Source organism: Spirillospora sp. CA-294931 (assembly GCF_050946795.1).
Taxonomy (GTDB): Bacteria; Actinomycetota; Actinomycetes; order Streptosporangiales; family Streptosporangiaceae; genus Spirillospora.
The window spans coordinates 7,004,492-7,022,003 of sequence record NZ_CP192006.1 but is presented as its reverse complement, the minus strand read 5'-3'; the positions used below and the strand labels follow the sequence as shown (position 1 = coordinate 7,022,003).

The window sequence follows — 17,512 nt, the reverse complement described above, 5'->3', positions numbered from 1 at the left end:
CCCCGCGGGCGGGCAGGTCGCACGCGGTGCCGCCGGCGGGGGTTGGCTACTGTTGGGTACGAACGGCTGTGATCACCATGTCGGCTAGGAACCACGGCGTTGTGGCGACGCCCCGAAGGACGTGAATCGTTTGATCACCTTTGAGGGCGTGACCAAGCGCTACCCGGACGGCACCATCGCCGTCGACAAGCTCGACCTGGAGATCGAGGCGGGCCGCATCACGGTGCTCGTCGGCCCCTCGGGCTGCGGGAAGACCACCACCCTGCGCATGATCAACCGGATGGTCGACTCCACCGAGGGCGTGGTGGCCATCGACGGCAGGAACGTGCGCGAGATCGACCCGCCCAAGCTGCGGCGCGGCATCGGCTACGTTATCCAGCAGGCCGGGCTCTTCCCGCACCGCACGATCGTCGACAACGTCGCGACCGTGCCGTACCTGCTCGGCTGGGACAAGAAGAAGGCCCGCGCCCGCGCCCACGAGCTGCTCGAACGCGTCGGGCTCGACCCCGCGATGGCCAAGCGTTACCCGATCCAGCTCTCCGGCGGCCAGCAGCAGCGCGTCGGCGTCGCCCGCGCGCTGGCGGCCGACCCGCCGATCATGCTGATGGACGAGCCGTTCAGCGCCGTCGACCCGATCGTGCGGGGCAGCCTCCAGCAGGAGTTCTTGCGGCTGCAGAGCGAGCTCGAGAAGACGATCGTGTTCGTCACCCACGACATCGACGAGGCCGTCAAGCTCGGCCACCGCATCGCGGTGTTCAAGGTCGGCGGCAAGCTGGCCCAGTACTCCGGCCCCGACGAGCTTCTGAACGAGCCCGCCGACGACTTCGTCCGCGACTTCCTCGGCGGCGAACGCGGCATCCGCCGCCTGCGCTTCTTCCAGGAGCTGGACGCCGAGGAGAGCGGCACCGGCCCGATCGTCCAGGGTCCCGCCACCCACACCGTGGTCCGGCACGCGGGCATGGCCAAGACCAGCGACGAGACCGACACCGGCTTCGACCCGACGGCCGAGCGGTGACCCCGCTGCTGGCCGCCCTGGCGGCCCCCGCCGACGACGAGCCCCTGATCCGCTGGGACTGGATCGAGCGCAACCTCGGCGACGACATCGCCACGGCGCTCAAGGAACACCTGATCCTGTCGTTCACGCCGGTCCTCATCGGGCTGCTCATCGCGCTGCCGCTCGGCATCCTGTGCGCCCGGTACCGGCTGCTGTACCCGCCGGTCCTGGCGATCACGAGCATCCTCTACGCGCTCCCGTCGATCGCGCTGTTCGTCGTCCTGGTCGCCTTCACCGGGCTCACCTACCAGACGGTGATCTTCCCGCTGACCCTCTACACGCTCTCGGTGCTGGTGCCGAGCGTGGTCGACGGGCTCGGGTCGGTGCCCGACCACGTCCGCAAGTCGGCGACCGCCATGGGCTTCGGCGACATCCGCAGGCTGGTCCAGGTGGAGCTGCCGATCGCGCTCCCGGTCGTCATGGCCGGGCTCCGGGTCGCGACGGTCTCCAACATCAGCCTGGTCAGCGTGGGAGCCATCATCGGCATCGGCGGGCTGGGCGAGTTGTTCACCGACGGCCTGCGGCGCGACTTCTCCACCCCGCTGATCGTGGGCATCGTGCTGATCGTCGCGCTGGCCCTGGTGTCCGATCTGGTGCTGCTGCTCGTCCAGCGATGGCTCACCCCGTGGGAACGCGGCCGTTCGGCCCGCGTCAAGACCACCGACCAGGCCCTGATCCCCGGGGGAGGCAACCAGTGAACGCCCTTCTCGACGCGCTGGCCTGGCTCGGCGAGTCCCGGCAGTGGAGCGGTCCCGACGGCATCCCCAGCCGCCTGGTGGAGCACCTGTGGTACTCCCTGCTCGCCTTCCTGATCACCGTGCTGATCGCGCTCCCGGCGGGGCTGCTGCTCGGGCATGTGCGCCGGGGCAGGTTCGCCGCGCTCACCGGGTTCCTGGTCACGGCGTCCGCCAACGCCGCGCGCGCCCTGCCGACGCTGGGCCTGCTCATCCTCGCCGCCGTCGTCACCTCGGCGGGCGACCTGGTGCCCGTGCTGATCCCCCTGATCGTGCTCGCCGTCCCGCCGGTCCTGGTGAACGCCTACGCGGGCGTCCGGCAGGTCGAGCCCGGCCTGCGCGACGCCGCCGAGGGCATGGGCATGACCGGCCTCCAGGTGGTGCTCCGCGTGGAGACGCCGGTGGCCCTCCCGCTCATCCTCCTCGGCCTGCGCACCGCCGCCATCCAGATCATCTCGACCGCGACGATGGCCGCCTACGTCGGGCTCGGCGGCTTCGGCCGCTACATCGTGGACGGCTACGCGCGCCAGGAGTACGACCAGATGGCGGGCGGAGCGATCCTCGTCGCCGCGATGGCGGTGCTCGTGCAGGCCGTCTTCACGGTGCTGCGGCGCCTGGTGGTGTCGCGGGGAGTGCGGCTGGAATTCGCCACCTCCTGATCAGACCTCGCCCTATGCACGTCCTGAGGAAGGAACGGATATGTCCCGGAAGATTCGTGGCGCGGCCGTCGCGCTGGCGGCGGCGCTCGCGCTGGCCGCGTGCGGTGGCGGCGACGGAGACGATCCGCTGAAGAGCGGAGACAAGGGCTCGGGGACCGTCACGATCGGGTCCGCCGACTTCGCCGAGAGCGAGCTGCTCGCCGAGATCTACGGGCAGGCGATGGAGGCCAAGGGCGTCAAGGTCGAGCGCAAGCTCAAGATCGGTGCCCGCGAGGTCTACTACGGCCAGGTGGAGAGCGGCGCCATCAGCGTCTTCCCCGAGTACAACGGCGCGCTGCTGGCCAAGGTCGACAAGACCGACACCGCCAGCACCACCGAGGCGGTCGACGCGGCGCTCAAGAAGAAGCTGCCCGCCGCGCTGGAGATCCTCCAGGCGTCCAAGGCCGAGGACAAGGACGCCCTGGTCGTGACGGCCGAGACGGCGGCCAAGCACAAGCTGAAGACCATCGAGGACCTCAAGCCGGTCGCCAAGGACCTGGTCGTCGGCGGGCCGCCGGAGTTCAAGACCCGCCAGCAGGGCTGGGTCGGCCTGGAGAAGGTCTACGGCCTGACGTTCAAGCAGTTCAAGTCGCTCGACACCGGGCCGATCACGCTGTCCAACCTGACCAAGGGGCAGATCCAGGCCGGGAACCTGTTCACCACCAACCCGGCGATCGCCAAGAACAAGCTGGTCGCGCTGGAGGACCCCAAGAACGTCTTCGGCGCGCAGAACGTCCTGCCGCTGGTCTACAAGTCCAAGGTGAACGAGACCGCCAGGGCGGCGCTCAACGCCGTCTCGGCCAAGCTCACCACCCAGGACCTGATCGAGCTGAACGGCAAGATGGAGACCGACAAGGCCGACCCCGAGGACGTCGCCAAGGAGTGGCTGAAGAAGTCCGGGCTCGCCTGATCGACTCCGTCAGTGTTCGCCGGGGCGGCCGTCCGGGGGATGGCCGCCCAGGCGGGCGGTGAGGTCGGAGGCGGTCGCCCTGATGGGCTCGGCCAGCGACGGCCACGACTCCGGCGGACGCTTCTCGCGGCGGAAGGTGACCGTGATCGCCGCCGTGGGGTGGCCGGTGTGGTCGAAGGCGCAGGCGGCGATGCTGGCCAGGCCCTCGGTGACATGGCCGTCCTCGATCGACCAGCCGCGCCTGGCGTCCTCGGCCAGCTCGCGGCGCAGCTCGCGCAGCGAACCGGGGCCCAGGCCCGTCCGGTCGACGAAGGGGCCCGGGAACAGCGCCCTGACCTGGGCGGCGGGCAGGTGCGCCAGCATCGACCTGCCGCTGGCGGTGAGCGGGGCGGGCATCCGGACGCCGACGTCGGTCACCAGCGTCGCGTGCCTGCGCGGCTGCTCCTTGAGCAGGTAGAGGGTCTCGGCGCCGTGCAGGACGCCGAGCTGGGCGATCTCGCCGACCCGGTCGACCAGGCGGCGCAGCAGCGGGCGGGCCACCCGTTCCAGCGGCTCGTGGCGCAGGTAGGCCGAGCCGATCTCGAACGCCGCCACCCCGAGCCCCCAGCGCCGCTCGCCCGGCAGGTAGGTCACGAAGCCGTCCTCGGCCATGGCCGTGAGCAGGTGGTAGGTGCTCGATCGGGGCAGGTCGAGGGAGCGCGCGATCGACGAGGCGGGGAGCGGTCCCGCCGCGCCCGCCAGCAGCCGCAGCACCGCCAGCGCGCGCCGCGCGGCCGGAACCTGCCCCATTCGCCACTCCTACCCGTCGGTCGCAGCGAATCACATCGGGGCGTCAGGCGCAGCCCTCGAACTCGGGGACGCTCTCGGTGAGGTTGAGGCCGGTCGTCCCGAACCACTTGTGCAGGAGGCGGGCGGCGGTGCCGTCCTGGTACATCCGCGTGATGGCCTTGTTGACGCCCTCGCAGCCGTCGAGGTCGCCCTTGCGCAGGCCGACGCCGTAGGGCTCGTCGGTGAACGGGGCATTGACGATCTTCACGGCGTTCCGGCCGCGTGCCGCGAACCCGGCCAGCACCAGGTCGCCGGTCGACACCGCGTCCACCTGGCCCGCCAGCAGCTTGTCGAAGCAGTCGCTGTAGGACGGGGACGGCACCAGCTCGGTCGCGACGCCGAGCCCCTTGACCACCCGCTGCGTCGAGACCGACCCGGCGGCCTGGCACATGCGGCGGCCGCGCAGGTCGCGCACGGTGCGGATCCGCGTGTCGGCGCGGCGGACCATGATGTCCTGGTGCGCGACGTAGTAGGGCCCGCCGAAGGTGACCTTGGCGGCCCGGTCGGCGGTGATGGAGTACGAGGCCAGCACCAGGTCGACCTTGCCGTCGTTCAGCTGGTCCTCGCGGTCGGCCGAGGTGACGGTCCTGAAGGTGACGCGGTCGGCGCCCAGCTTGCGCGCGATGTAGGTGCCGACGTCGACCTCGAAGCCCTTGTGGGCACCGCCCTCGACCAGGCCGAGGCCGGGCTGGTCGGCCTTGACCCCGACCACCAGCGTGTCCTCGCCGGAGATCGAGGCGGTGGCGGACGCGGCGCAGCCCGCCAGGGTGAGCGCGGCGACGGCGGCTCCGGCCGTGCGCGCGAGGACGGAGAGCACGGACCCCACGATGTCGGCCCGCACCGACCGGACGGTGAACGGCCGGTGTCCCGGAGATGGCCCTTATAGTCTCGTATCTGAGACAGAGACTCGGTTCCGGCCCTCCTCCAGGCGCGATCTTCAGGCTCCAATGGTGGGTATGAGTTTCGGCATGGGGGACACGCACATCGAGGTCGGCCCGGATCCGCTGACCTTCGACCAGGTCGTCGCGGTCGCGCGCGACGGCGCCCCGGTCGCGCTGAGCGACCGGGCGCTCAAGGGCATCGAGGCCGCGCGGGCGCACATCGAGGAGCTGGCGTCCCGTCCGACGCCGGTGTACGGCGTGTCGACCGGGTTCGGCGCGCTGGCCACCCGGCACATCGCGCCCGAGCTGCGGGCCAGGCTCCAGCTCAACATCGTCAGGTCGCACGCCGCCGGGTCGGGCCCCGAGGTCGAGCGGGAGGTCGTGCGCGCGCTGATGCTGCTGCGCCTGCGAACCCTGGCCAGCGGGCGGACGGGCGTCCAGCCGGTGACCGCGAGGACGCTGGCGGCGCTGCTCAACGCGGGCATCACGCCGATCGTGCACGAGCACGGCAGCCTCGGCTGCTCCGGCGACCTGGCCCCGCTCGCGCATGTCGCGCTGGCCCTGATCGGCGAGGGACAGGTCAGGGACGCCCGGGGCGAGCTGCGGCCCGCCGCCGAGGCGCTCGCCGCCGCCGGGATCGAGCCGGTCGAGCTCGGCGCCAAGGAGGGGCTCGCGCTCCTCAACGGCACCGACGGGATGCTCGGGATGCTCGTCCTGGCCATTCGCGACCTGCACCGCCTGCTCACCGCCGCCGACCTGGCCGCCGCCATGACCGTCGAGGCGCTGCTGGGCACCGACCGGGTGTTCGCCGCCGACCTCCAGGAGCTCCGCCCCCACCCGGGACAGGCCACCTCGGCCGCCAACCTGCGGGCCCTCCTCGCCGACTCCGAGATCATGGAGTCGCACCGGGGGCCCGACTGCACCCGCGTCCAGGACGCCTACTCGCTGCGCTGCTCGCCCCAGGTGAACGGCGCCGCCCGCGACACCCTCGCCCACGCCGAGCTGGTGGCCTCCCGCGAGCTGGCCTCGGCCGTCGACAACCCGGTCGTGCTGCCCGACGGCCGCGTGGAGTCCAACGGCAACTTCCACGGCGCCCCCGTCGCGTACGTGCTGGACTTCCTGGCCGTCCCGGCGGCCGACGTCGCCTCGATGTCCGAGCGCCGCACCGACCGGATGCTCGACAAGGCCCGCTCGGCCGGGCTGCCGCCGTTCCTGGCCGACGACCCCGGCGTCGACTCCGGCCACATGATCGCCCAGTACACCCAGGCCGCGATCGTGTCCGACCTCAAGCGGCTGGCCATGCCCGCCTCGGCCGACTCGATCCCCAGCTCGGCGATGCAGGAGGACCACGTCTCCATGGGCTGGAACGCGGCGCGCAAGCTCCGCAAGTCCGTGGACGGCCTGGCCCAGGTCGTCGCCATCGAGATCCTCACCGCCGCCCGCGCCCTCGACCTGCGCACACCGCTGCGTCCCGGCCCCGCGACCGGCGCCGTCGTCGCGGCGCTGCGCGAGCGCGTCCCCGGCCCCGGCCCCGACCGCTACCTGGCGCCGGAGATCGCGGCCGCCACCGACCTGGTCCTCGACGGAACGCTGGTCGCCGCCGCCGAACGCGTCGCCGGCCCCCTCAGCTGACCCCACAACCCGAAAGGCAGGGCACCCGATGTCAGGTCCCCGTCCCGTACGCGCTCCGCGCGGCACCGCGCTGACCTCCACCAAGGGGTGGGGACAGGAGGCCGCGCTGCGGATGATCCAGAACAACCTCGACCCCGAGGTGGCCGAGCACCCCGACGAGCTGGTCGTCTACGGCGGTTCCGGCAAGGCGGCCCGCAGCTGGGACGCGTTCGACGGCATCGTGCGCGGGCTGAACGGCCTGGAGGGCGACGAGACGCTGCTCGTCCAGTCGGGCAAGCCGGTGGGGATCTTCCGCACCCACGAGTGGGCGCCGCGCGTGCTGATCGCCAACTCCAACCTGGTGCCGCAGTGGGCCGACTGGGCCGAGTTCCGGCGGCTGGAGTCGCTCGGGCTGACGATGTTCGGCCAGATGACGGCCGGTTCCTGGATCTACATCGGCACCCAGGGCATCCTCCAGGGCACCTACGAGACCTTCGCCGCCGTCGCGGAGAAGCGCTTCGGCGGCACCCTGGCCGGGACGATCACGCTGACCGCCGGGCTCGGCGGCATGGGCGGCGCCCAGCCGCTGGCCGTGACGATGAACGGCGGCGTCGCGATCTGCATCGAGTGCGACCCCTCGCGCATCGACCGCCGCGTCGCGCACCGCTACTGCGACACCAGGGCCGCCGACCTGGACGAGGCGCTGCGCCTGGCCGAGGAGGCCAAGGCCGCGCGGCGGCCGCTGTCGATCGCCGTTCTCGGCAACGCCGCCGACCTCGTCCCCGAGCTGCTGCGCCGGGGCGCGCCCATCGACATCGTCACCGACCAGACCAGCGCCCACGACCCGCTGATGTACCTGCCGCAGGGCGTGGCGTTCGAGGACATGGTCGCCGCGCGCGACAAGGACCGCGACGGGTTCATCGCCAAGGCCCGCGAGTCGATGGCCGTCCACGTCGAGGCCATGGTCGGCTTCCAGGACGCCGGCGCCGAGGTCTTCGACTACGGCAACTCCATCCGCGGCGAGGCCCAGCTGCACGGGTACGACCGCGCCTTCGACTTCCCGGGGTTCGTCCCGGCCTACATCAGGCCGCTGTTCTGCGAGGGCAAGGGCCCGTTCCGCTGGGCCGCGCTGTCGGGCGACCCCAAGGACATCGCGCGCACCGACCAGGCGATCCTCGACCTGTTCCCCGACAACGAGCCGCTGACCCGGTGGATCAGGATGGCGGGGGAGAAGGTCCACTTCCAGGGACTGCCGTCCCGCATCTGCTGGCTCGGCTACGGCGAGCGCGACAAGGCGGGCGCGCTGTTCAACGACCTGGTCGCGCGGGGCGAGATCAGCGCGCCGATCGTGCTCGGCCGCGACCACCTCGACTGCGGCTCGGTCGCCAGCCCCTACCGCGAGACCGAGGGCATGCTGGACGGCTCGGACGCCATCGCCGACTGGCCGCTGCTGAACGCCATGCTCAACACCGCGTCCGGCGCCACCTGGGTCTCGATCCACCACGGCGGCGGTGTCGGCATCGGCCGCTCGATCCACGCGGGCCAGGTCTGCGTGGCCGACGGCACCGACCTGGCCGCCCGCAAGCTGGAGCGCGTCCTCACCAACGACCCCGGGACGGGCGTCATGCGGCACGTGGACGCGGGCTACGACCGCGCCTCCGAGGTCGCCGCCGAGCGCGGCGTCCGCATCCCGATGTCCGAGGTCTGAGCCGGTGGCCTTCGAGGACATGTGGGCGGCGCTGCTGCCCGTCGGCCGGGACCGCGAGCACGGCGGCTACGACCGCTTCGCGTGGACGCCGCCGGAGCTGGAGTGCCGCGACTGGTTCCTCGACGAGGCGCGCGGCCGCGGCTTCACCGTGGAGCGCGACGCCAACGGCAACCTGTTCGCCTGGTGGCTGCCGGACAACGGCGTCCGGGAGGACGCGGTCGTCACCGGGAGCCATCTGGACTCGGTTCCCGGTGGCGGCGCGTTCGACGGGCCGCTCGGCGTCGTGTCGGCGTTCGCGGCGGTCGACCTGCTGCGCGAGCGCGGCGTCCGGCCGGGCCGCCCCATCGGGATCGCGGCCTTCGCCGAGGAGGAGGGCGCCAGGTTCGGCGTCGCCTGCCTGGGCTCGCGGCTGCTGGCCGGTGCGATCGACCCGGCCAGGGCGCGCGGCCTGACCGACCGCGACGGCGTCTCGGTGGCCGACGCGCTCGCCGGGGACGGCCTGGACCCCGGCCGGATCGGGCCCGACGAGGACCTGCTCGGCCGGATCGGCTGCTACGTGGAGCTCCATGTCGAGCAGGGCCGGGCCCTGACCGTGCCGGTGGGGGCGGCCAGCTCGATCGTCCCGCACGGCCGATGGCGGTTCGACTTCGCGGGCGAGGGCAACCACGCCGGGACCACGCTGCTGGCCGACCGCCGCGACCCGATGCTGGCGTTCGCCCGGATGGTGCTGGCCGCCCGGGACGCCGCCGAACGCAACGGGACGGTCGCGACCGTCGGCAAGGTGCACGTGACCCCGGGGGGCGTGAACGCGATCCCGTCGTCGGTCGCGGCCTGGCTCGACAGCCGGGGACCGGTGGACGACGCCGTCCGCCGCACGGTCGAGGAGGTCCACCGGGCCGCCCGCGAGGACGGCGTCGAGGTGAGCGTGGCCGAGGAGTCCTACACCGAGGTCGTGGACTTCGACACGGCCCTGCGCGACCGGATGGTCGAGGCGCTCGGCGGCGTCCCGGTGCTGCCGACCGGCGCCGGGCACGACGCGGGCATCCTGGCGTCCCGGGTGCCGACCGCGATGCTGTTCGTCCGCAACCCGACCGGCGTCTCGCACGCGCCGTCCGAATACGCCGAGCCCGACGACTGCCTCGCCGGGGTCGAGGCCCTCGCGACGGTGCTCAAAGACCTGGCGCGCGGGTAGGACTGCCAGTATGCGATGGCATGCCGAGCTCGCCTGGCTCGGGGACGAAGTGGCCCGCGATGTGCTCATCGAGGCCGACGGAGAGCGTTTCACCACCATCACGCCCAGCGTGCCGGCACCGCCGGACGCGCGGAGGCTGCCCGGCCTGACCCTGCCCGGTCTGGCCAACGCCCATTCCCACGCGTTCCACCGCGCCCTACGGGGGCGCGTCCAAACCGACCGGGGCACGTTCTGGACCTGGCGCGAGCAGATGTACAAGGTCGCCGAGCGGCTCACCCCCGACTCCTACCGCGCCCTGGCCACCGCCGTTTTCGCGGAGATGGCCCTGGCCGGGATCAGCTGCGTGGGGGAGTTCCACTACCTGCACCACCGTCCCGGCGGTGACCCCTACGACGAGCCCAACGCGATGGGCCAGGCGCTGATCGAGGCCGCCGCCGACGCGGGCGTGCGGATCACGCTGCTGGACGCCTGCTACCTCGCCGGGGGCATCGGCACGCCGCTCACGGGCACCCAGCTGCGCTTCGGCGACGGCAGCGCGGGCAACTGGGCCCGGCGCGTCGACAGCCTCTTCGAATCGACCGGCAAGACCGGTCGGCCGCACGCCCGGGTCGGCGCCGCGATCCACTCCGTCCGCGCGGTGCCGCGCGAGCAGCTCAGCGCGATCGCGAGCTGGGCCAAGGAGCGGCAGGCGCCGCTGCACGTCCACCTGTCGGAGCAGCCCGCCGAGAACGAGGCGTGCCAGGAGGCATACGGGACGACCCCCACCCGCCTGCTGGCCGACGCCGGAGCCCTCGGGGCCCGGGCTGTCGCCGTCCACGCCACCCACCTCACCGAGGAGGACATCGGACTGCTCGGCGCCACCACGACCGGCGTGTGCATGTGCCCGACCACCGAGCGCGACCTGGCCGACGGCATCGGCCCCGCCCGCGACCTGGCCGACGCCGGCGCCCCGATCTGCCTGGGCTCGGACCAGCACGCGGTGATCGACCTGTTCGAGGAGGCGCGGGCCGTCGAGCTGGACGAGCGGCTGCGGACCCGCAGGCGCGGCCACTGGAGCGCGGGCGAGCTGCTGGCCGCCGCGACCTCCAACGGCCACTCCGCGCTCGGCTGGCCCGAGGCCGGACGTCTGGAGCCCGGCGCGTACGCCGACCTGGTCACGATCGCGCTCGACTCCGTCCGCACGGCCGGAGCGGGCCCCGAGTTCGCCGCCGAGTCGGCCGTGTTCGCGGCGACGGGCGCGGACGTCCGGTACGTGGTGGTCTCGGGCCGCGAGACCGTCTCGGAGGGGCGCCACCTGATGGTGGACGACGTCCCGGCGGCCCTGGCGGCGGCGATCGCCGAGGTGACCGCCGAACCCGAGGAGGACTGACCGCGGGGAACCACCCGGGTTCATTGCATGACGATTGTGTCGCTATCATCCTGGTTTTACTGCGCGGATGCCCCCGGTTGTGGTTGTCTGCCCTGTCTAGATGTCCGCTTGTGGGGGGAAATAGGTAATGATGCGGCGCTCCCTGGCGCTGGTGGCGGTTCTGTTCTCGACCTTCCTGGTGCTGGAGACGGCACAGCCGATGGAGAAGGCCTCGGCGCAGGCCAGGTCGATCGAGGTCTACGACTTCGCGAACGTCCTGCGGACCTACGAGGTCCGCTCCGCTGCCAGCTCCATTTCCGTTCCCGTGAAGGTCTACACCTCACGCACGCCGTCCACCCGGGTGGGTTTCGGGCAGTACATCTCGGCCCGGCGCATCCTCTCGAACGCGGTCGTGGTCGGGTACAACCCGACGCTCAACTACGTGTACTTGGCGGCGGGGCCCCAGTCCGGGTACAGCCGGATCGCCCTCGACTCCGCCGTGAACCGCTTCACCTCGGCCGCCAGCATCAACCGCGACCCGACGCGCGGGTTCACGGCCCTGCTGAACTCGCTCAGCGCCAGCGCGCCGTCGCCGTCCTCGTCGCCGTACGCCACGCCGTCCTCGGGCGCCTCGCCCCTGACGACGTACGACAACGACAACGACGGCAGTTCGATCACCTACAAGCGCAAGCGCAAGGGCGGCGGGATCGGCAAGCTGATCTTCATCGTGATCGGCGTCGTCGTCCTGGGCGGCATCGGCCTGGTCGCCAAGCTGGTCTCGGGCGGCAAGAAGCCCCCGTCCAACATGCCGCCCCCGCCTGGCGGCATGCCCCCGGGTCCACCTCCCGCCCCCGGCCAGTACCCGCCGCAGGGCGCCTACCCACCCCAGGGCGCGCCGATGCCTCCACCCCCGGGCCAGGGCTATCCACCCGCCCAGCCCGCCGGAGGCCCCGGCTACCCGCCGCCTCCACCCCCGGGCTACGGCCAGCCCCCACCCCCGCCCCCCGGCCAGGGCTACCCACCCCAACAGCCGCCTGGCTGGTAGTGGGGGGCTGTACTGGTGTGGGGAGACGACCCCCCACGCCCCCGGCGGTCTGTGCCGCCCTCCACTCCGCTAGCGCTCCGTTGCGGGCGGCACAGCCCTTGGCGGGGGCTCCGCGCCCCCGCGCCCCCCGCCAGGGGCTCTGCCCCTGGACCCCGAGGGCTCGCGCTTTCCGAATGCCCCTTCGCTTTCAAAGTGAAGGGGCATTCGCTTGCTTGGACCGAGACGGAAAGTCTCGGGTTTGAGACGGGAGGGTGGGGTGGGCGGGGAGTGCGGGGGAGGGGGCGTGGGATTGTGGGGTGGTGAGCATTCTGATCACTGGAATCGGGGAGCTGGTCACCAACGATCCCGGGGCGGGCGAGGGGGGCCTGGGGCTGGTGCGGGACGCGGCGGTCGTGCTGGACGGCGAGCGGGTCGCCTGGGTGGGCCGCGCGGCGGACGCGCCCGAGGCCGACGAGCGGTTCGACGCGGCCGGACGGGCCGTCCTGCCGGGGTTCGTCGACTCGCACGCGCATCTGGTGTTCGCGGGGGAGCGGGCGGAGGAGTTCGCCGCCCGGATGAGCGGGCAGCCCTACACCGGCGGCGGCATCCGGACCACGGTGGCCCGCACGCGGGACGCCTCGGACGACGAGCTGCGGGCCAACGTGCGGCGGCTGGTCGGGGAGATGGCGCGGCAGGGCACCACGACCGTGGAGTGCAAGTCCGGATACGGGCTGACGGTGGACCAGGAGGAGCGCGCGGTCCGGATCGCGGCCGAGGTCGCCGACGAGGTGACCTACCTGGGGGCCCATATGGTGCCCGCCGAGTACGCCGACGACCCGGAGGGCTACGTCCGGCTGGTGACCGGCGACATGCTCGCGGCCTGCGCGCCGCACGCCCGGTGGATCGACGTGTTCTGCGAGTCGGTGGCCTTCGACGCCGACCAGACCCGGGAGATCCTCACCGCCGGGAAGCGGGCCGGGCTCACGCCCCGGCTGCACGCCAACCAGCTCGGGCACGGGCCCGGGGTGCGGCTGGGCGTCGAGCTGGGGGCCGCGGCCGTCGACCACTGCACGTTCCTCTCGGACGAGGACGTCGAGGCGCTCGCCGGATCGGACACGGTGGCCACCCTGCTCCCGGGGGTCGAGTTCTCCACGCGGCAGCCGTACCCGGACGCCCGGAGGCTGGTCGACGCCGGGGCCGCGGTGGCGCTGGCGACCGACTGCAATCCCGGCTCGTGCTACAGCTCCAGCATGGCGTTCTGTATCGCCGTGGCGGTGCGGGACATGAACCTGACCCCGGCCGAGGCCGTCTGGTCGGCGACCGCCGGAGGTGCGCGCGCGCTGCGCCGCGACGACGTCGGCGGGCTGGCCGTGGGAAGCCGCGCGGACGTCCTGGTGCTGGACGCGCCGTCGCACATCCATCTCGCGTACCGTCCCGGCGTGCCCCAGGTGGCGGCGGTGTGGAAGGCCGGAATCCGCCAGCGCTAGCGACGCGTCACGGGGGCTGGGTCACATATAGCGGCGGTCGGCTCGCACTAGCGGGGTGCCGCCTTCGGAGACGTAGTCGGCGGCCAGGACCTCGGCGACGAACAGCGTGTGGTCGCCCGCCTCGACGCGCCGGCGGGTCTCGCACTCCAGGGACGCGAGGCCGTTCTCGACGATCAGGGCGTCGGAGCGGGGGCCGCGGTGGTGCGGCTCGCCCGCCAGCAGGATGCGGGCTCCCGGACGTCCCTCGGCGGCGAAGCGCCCCGCCAGGGCGCGCTGGTGCGCGCCGAGCACCGTGGCGGCCCAGTGGTCGCGGCGGTGCAGGACCTCGGCCAGGTAGGACGAGGACGACACCGCCGCGAGCACCATCGGCGGTTCGAGCGAGACCGACATGAACGAGGTGACGGTCGTGCCGAGGTCGTCGCGGCCGTCCCGCACGGTCAGCACGACCACCCCGGTGGCGAACCGCGCCACGGCATCGGTGAAGCCGGCGGTCAGCGGATCTCCCAGGTGCCCGGCAGGGTCAGCGGGCCCGCGGCGGGCAGGCCGAGCCGCGCGGCGACGCCGCTCAGCGAGCCCCACGCGTCGAAGCGGGCGGTGGCGGCCGTCCGGTCGTCGCTGGACTCGGGCGGGCGCAGCCGCTCCAGCGGCGAGGAGTGCGGGTAGGTGCGCACGGGCGCGTCGGCGGCCAGCCCGCCCTTCTTGCGCGCCAGGTCGAGCGCGTGGTCGAGGCCGCCGAGCTCGTCGACCAGGCCGTTCTCCCTGGCGTCGGCGCCCGTCCAGACGCGGCCCCTGGCCAGCTCGTGCACGCGCTCGCGCGACAGGCCCCGGCCCTCGGCGGCCTTGGCGGTGAAGTCGTCGTAGATGCTGTCGAGGGAGGCGTTGACGCGCGCCCACTCCGAGTCGCTGAAGTCCTTGGTGGCGCTGAACATCCGGGCGTGCTCGCCGCTGGCGACGGTGCCGATGCCCACGCCGACGCGTTCGAGCAGGTCGTCGACCACGGCCTTGCCGACCACGACCCCGATCGAGCCGGTGATCGTGCCGGGCTGGGCGACGATCGTGTCGGCGGCCATCGCCACGTAGTAGCCGCCGGACGCGGCCACGTTGCCCATCGACACGATCACCGGCTTGCCCGCCTTGCGGGCCAGCACGACCTCGCGCCAGATCGTGTCGGAGGCGACCGCCGAGCCGCCCGGGCTGTCGACCCGGAAGACGATCGCCTTGACCCGGTCGTCGCGGACGGCGGCGCGGATCGCCGCGCCGATCGTGTCGGACCCCATCGCCACGCCCGACCCCGGGAGCGGCCCGCTGCGTCCGCTGCGGCCGAGCCTGATCGGGCCGTGCCCGTTGATCAGGGCGACGGTGTCGGTGCGGCCGGGCTTGGGCAGCCGCTCGCTGAGCCCGTTGGTGCGGTTGTAGCGGGCGACATAGCGCAGCTGGGCGTCGGCGCCCGCCTCCTTGCGAACGTCGGCGTAGACCTCGTCGCGGTAGGCCAGCCGGTCGACCAGGCCCGCCTCCAGGGCCTCGGACGCCAGCAGCGGCCCCCGGTCGATCAGCGCGCGGACGTCGTCCTCCGCCAGCCCCCGAGCGTGGGCGATGCCCGCGACCAGCTGCTCGCCGATCGAGTCGACCAGCCGCTGGGAGGACTCCTGGTGCTCGGGCGTGTACGCCTTCTCCATGAAGGTGTTGGCCATGGTCTTGTACTCGTACCGCTTGGCGAAGCGGGGCTTGACGCCCGCCTTCTCCAGGGCACCGGCGAAGAACGGCTCCTCCAGTGCGACGCCGGTCAGGCCCACCTCGCCCGAGGGCTGGAGGTAGACGCGGTCGAACACGGTGGCCAGGTAGTAGGGGACGGTGCCCGCACCGCCCTCGCCGTAGGTCTCGGCCCAGGCCACGGTGAGCTTGCCCGCGTCGCGGAAGGCCCGGACGGCGTCGCGCAGCTCCTGGGCCATCGCCAGCCCCACCCCGGAGGTGACCTTGACGACCAGCGCCTTCACCCGGCTGTCGTCACGGGCGCGGCGCAGGCCGGAGAGGACGTCGCGCAGGTGCGTGCGCCGCATCGACAGCAGCGCGGCCAGGGGATCGGCGGGCGGGGTCTCGATGATCCCGTCGGTGAGGTCGAGCTCCAGGACCAGGGGAGCGGTGCGCCGCTCCCGGGCCTGCTTGATGACGTTGACGACCGTGCCTGCATCCACCATGGGCCAAGCCTATGTGCTCGACCCGATGGGCTCAGCGAGCGAATGCCTGGTTGGGGAGGACGGCCGCCGACGCCTGCGCGACCGGTTTGCCCCGAGAGTCGCTGATGACGGCGTTGGCCACCATGCGGGTGCGGCCCGCGTGCACGCACGTGCCGACGGCCGTGTACTTCTCGCCCGCCTTGACGGCCCGCAGGTACTCGATGTTCAGGTTGAGCGTGAACATCGGCATGAAGTGCTCGCAGGTGCTGGCGCCCGCCATGCAGACGGCGTTGTCGAGCACCATCGCGATATAGCCCCCGTGGACGATGCCCGCCGGGTTGCACAGCCGCTCGGACGGGGCCCAGGCCAGCTCGACCAGCCCGTCCTCGGCGCCCACCACGCTCTGGCCGAGGTGCTCGTCCACCTCGGACACCGAGGGAAAGCGCCCGTCGGCCATGGCACGGATCAGCTCCGCCCCCGAAAGCGTGTTCCACAGCTCGGCGGCCTCGGCGTCGACGCTCACATTTCCCCCTTGATCATTCATTCCACCGCATGGTATTCGGAGCGAACCCGTCCACGCTTGTGGGTTTCGTCACGCTCCCCGGGCGGCGGTATGTTCACCAGATGGGCGACGGGGACGGCTGGGCCGTGTGCGGGCGCGGGCACACGCACTGGGGCAGGTTCGGCGCGTCGGGCCTGCTGGTCTTCCATCGCGACCCCGAGGACGGGCTCGTCCGCGTCCTGCTCCAGAAGCGCGCCTGGTGGGGGCTCGGCGGCGGCACCTGGGGCATGTTCGGCGGCGCGCTGCACAGCCACGAGGACCCGGTGACCGGCGCCCTGCGCGAGACCTCCGAGGAATGCACGCTCGACGTCGCTTCGGTGCGTGTGTTCGGGACGCGGGTGGAGGATCATGGCGGCTGGAGCTTCGCGTCCGTGATCGGCGACGTGGCCGCTCGCCAGCACGTGCGGCCCGCCTCGTTCGAGACGCGCCGCGCCGCGTGGGTGCCGGTGGCGGAGGTCGACAAGAAGCGGCTGTTCGCGCCGTTCGCGCGTTCGTGGCCGGGGTTGAGAGATGTGATGGCACGCGTTGTCCTGGTGGTGGACGCGGCGAACGTGGTCGGCGCGCGGGCCGACGGCTGGTGGAAGGACCGGGCGGGCGCCAACGCGCGCCTGCGCGACGACCTGCTGCGGCTCAACGCGGGCATCGACCGCATGCCCGAGGGAATCTGCGCGTTCGACACCTGCTTCCCCGAGGTCGTCCTGGTGGTCGAGGGCGCGGCCAGGGGAGTGGAGCCCATCGAGGGCGTTCGCGTGGTCGCGGCCCCCGGGAGCGGCGACGACCAGATCGTCGAGCTGGTGAGCCACCCCGACCCCGACGCCGCCTACCTGGTGGTGACCGCCGACCGCGAACTCCGCGCCCGCTGCACCGCCGCCGGAGCCTCGGTGACCGGCCCCCGCTGGCTCCTGGACTTGCTCAAGACCCCCGGGTGACCCTGTGGCCCGCGTCGGTGAGCGCGCCGATGGCGGCGTCCAGCTTCCGTTCGGGGACCAGGACCAGGTCGGCGTGGTAGGTGGAGGCGACGAAGACCGAGATTCCGGCGGCGGCGAGGGGGCCGACCAGGGCGGCCAGCATTCCCGTGGTCTCCAGGCCGTGGGCGGTCTCGCCGCCGTACAGGCCGATCCAGCGGTCGTTCTCGGCGTAGTGCGGGGCCTCGCGGATCACCGTCAGGCCCTCGGGGGCCCGGACCACGGCGATCCACTCGTCGTCCTCGGGCAGGGTCGAGTGCGGCTGGTGCTCGACCAGGAACGGGGTGGGGACGACGGCCAGGCGCTGCGAGACCGGAGACGAGAGCGACATGGCCG

The 17,512-nt window shown here is 72.8% G+C and carries 16 protein-coding genes and 1 pseudogene; 11 read left to right on the top strand and 6 right to left on the bottom strand.

What is annotated here, in order from left to right:
- Nucleotides 1-130: 130 nt before the first annotated feature.
- The 4 genes and pseudogenes from ACQPY4_RS31630 to ACQPY4_RS31615 form a co-directional block, all read left to right on the top strand.
- A pseudogene (locus ACQPY4_RS31630) lies at nucleotides 131-877 on the top strand (ABC transporter ATP-binding protein); the annotation flags it as partial.
- Between the two features lie 134 nt (nucleotides 878-1,011).
- Nucleotides 1,012-1,752, top strand: coding sequence for an ABC transporter permease (locus tag ACQPY4_RS31625; RefSeq protein WP_433327091.1), 741 nt, complete (start codon nucleotides 1,012-1,014; stop codon nucleotides 1,750-1,752).
- Complete coding sequence (locus tag ACQPY4_RS31620) at nucleotides 1,749-2,447, top strand: ABC transporter permease (protein ID WP_433327089.1); 699 nt, start codon at nucleotides 1,749-1,751, stop codon at nucleotides 2,445-2,447. The genes ACQPY4_RS31625 and ACQPY4_RS31620 overlap by 4 nt, the downstream gene beginning before the upstream one ends.
- Nucleotides 2,448-2,487: 40 nt before the next feature.
- Entirely contained in the window at nucleotides 2,488-3,396 is a 909-nt protein-coding gene (locus ACQPY4_RS31615; RefSeq protein WP_433327086.1) for an ABC transporter substrate-binding protein, read from the top strand.
- 9 nt (nucleotides 3,397-3,405) lie between these two features.
- Here ACQPY4_RS31615 and ACQPY4_RS31610 read toward each other — a convergent pair whose 3' ends face one another.
- On the bottom strand, nucleotides 3,406-4,185 hold the full coding sequence (locus ACQPY4_RS31610) for an IclR family transcriptional regulator (RefSeq protein ID WP_433327084.1): 780 nt from the start codon (nucleotides 4,183-4,185) through the stop codon (nucleotides 3,406-3,408).
- Nucleotides 4,186-4,228: 43 nt separating this feature from the next.
- Nucleotides 4,229-5,065: a glutamate ABC transporter substrate-binding protein gene (locus ACQPY4_RS31605; RefSeq protein WP_433327082.1), complete on the bottom strand. Its 837-nt coding sequence runs from the start codon at nucleotides 5,063-5,065 to the stop codon at nucleotides 4,229-4,231.
- A 127-nt stretch (nucleotides 5,066-5,192) separates the two neighbouring features.
- Here ACQPY4_RS31605 and hutH point away from each other — a divergent pair, with 127 nt between their 5' ends.
- The 6 genes from hutH to hutI all read left to right on the top strand — a co-directional run bounded on the left by hutH (nucleotide 5,193) and on the right by hutI (nucleotide 13,475).
- On the top strand, nucleotides 5,193-6,737 hold the full coding sequence (gene hutH / locus ACQPY4_RS31600; protein WP_433327080.1) for a histidine ammonia-lyase: 1,545 nt from the start codon (nucleotides 5,193-5,195) through the stop codon (nucleotides 6,735-6,737).
- 28 nt (nucleotides 6,738-6,765) lie between these two features.
- The gene (hutU, locus tag ACQPY4_RS31595) at nucleotides 6,766-8,424 is read left to right on the top strand and encodes a urocanate hydratase (protein WP_433327078.1); all 1,659 of its coding nucleotides are present in this window, start codon (nucleotides 6,766-6,768) and stop codon (nucleotides 8,422-8,424) included.
- Nucleotides 8,425-8,428: 4 nt separating this feature from the next.
- Nucleotides 8,429-9,616 carry an allantoate amidohydrolase gene (locus tag ACQPY4_RS31590; RefSeq protein ID WP_433327076.1) on the top strand — a complete coding sequence of 396 codons (1,188 nt, stop codon included), beginning with the start codon at nucleotides 8,429-8,431 and terminating at the stop codon, nucleotides 9,614-9,616.
- A 10-nt stretch (nucleotides 9,617-9,626) separates the two neighbouring features.
- Nucleotides 9,627-10,985 carry a formimidoylglutamate deiminase gene (locus tag ACQPY4_RS31585; RefSeq protein WP_433327074.1) on the top strand — a complete coding sequence of 453 codons (1,359 nt, stop codon included), beginning with the start codon at nucleotides 9,627-9,629 and terminating at the stop codon, nucleotides 10,983-10,985.
- Between the two features lie 127 nt (nucleotides 10,986-11,112).
- Nucleotides 11,113-12,009 carry a hypothetical protein gene (locus ACQPY4_RS31580; protein WP_433327072.1) on the top strand — a complete coding sequence of 299 codons (897 nt, stop codon included), beginning with the start codon at nucleotides 11,113-11,115 and terminating at the stop codon, nucleotides 12,007-12,009.
- 299 nt (nucleotides 12,010-12,308) lie between these two features.
- Complete coding sequence (gene hutI, locus ACQPY4_RS31575) at nucleotides 12,309-13,475, top strand: imidazolonepropionase (protein WP_433327070.1); 1,167 nt, start codon at nucleotides 12,309-12,311, stop codon at nucleotides 13,473-13,475.
- Nucleotides 13,476-13,496: 21 nt separating this feature from the next.
- Here hutI and ACQPY4_RS31570 read toward each other — a convergent pair whose 3' ends face one another.
- The 3 genes from ACQPY4_RS31570 to ACQPY4_RS31560 are packed head-to-tail and all read right to left on the bottom strand — an operon-like array spanning nucleotide 13,497 to nucleotide 16,172.
- Nucleotides 13,497-13,946, bottom strand: a complete 450-nt coding sequence (locus tag ACQPY4_RS31570) for a flavin reductase family protein (protein ID WP_433327068.1) — start codon at nucleotides 13,944-13,946, stop codon at nucleotides 13,497-13,499.
- A gap of 20 nt (nucleotides 13,947-13,966) precedes the next feature.
- Complete coding sequence (sppA, locus tag ACQPY4_RS31565) at nucleotides 13,967-15,670, bottom strand: signal peptide peptidase SppA (protein ID WP_433327066.1); 1,704 nt, start codon at nucleotides 15,668-15,670, stop codon at nucleotides 13,967-13,969.
- A 31-nt stretch (nucleotides 15,671-15,701) separates the two neighbouring features.
- A complete protein-coding gene (locus ACQPY4_RS31560) occupies nucleotides 15,702-16,172 on the bottom strand; it encodes a PaaI family thioesterase (protein WP_433327064.1) in 471 nt (156 codons plus the stop codon).
- A 101-nt stretch (nucleotides 16,173-16,273) separates the two neighbouring features.
- Here ACQPY4_RS31560 and ACQPY4_RS31555 point away from each other — a divergent pair, with 101 nt between their 5' ends.
- Nucleotides 16,274-17,140, top strand: a complete 867-nt coding sequence (locus tag ACQPY4_RS31555; RefSeq protein ID WP_433327062.1) for an NUDIX domain-containing protein — start codon at nucleotides 16,274-16,276, stop codon at nucleotides 17,138-17,140.
- Here the strand turns inward: ACQPY4_RS31555 and ACQPY4_RS31550 are convergent.
- A complete protein-coding gene (locus ACQPY4_RS31550; RefSeq protein WP_433327060.1) occupies nucleotides 17,124-17,507 on the bottom strand; it encodes an ACT domain-containing protein in 384 nt (127 codons plus the stop codon). The genes ACQPY4_RS31555 and ACQPY4_RS31550 overlap by 17 nt on opposite strands.
- Nucleotides 17,508-17,512: the final 5 nt, after the last annotated feature.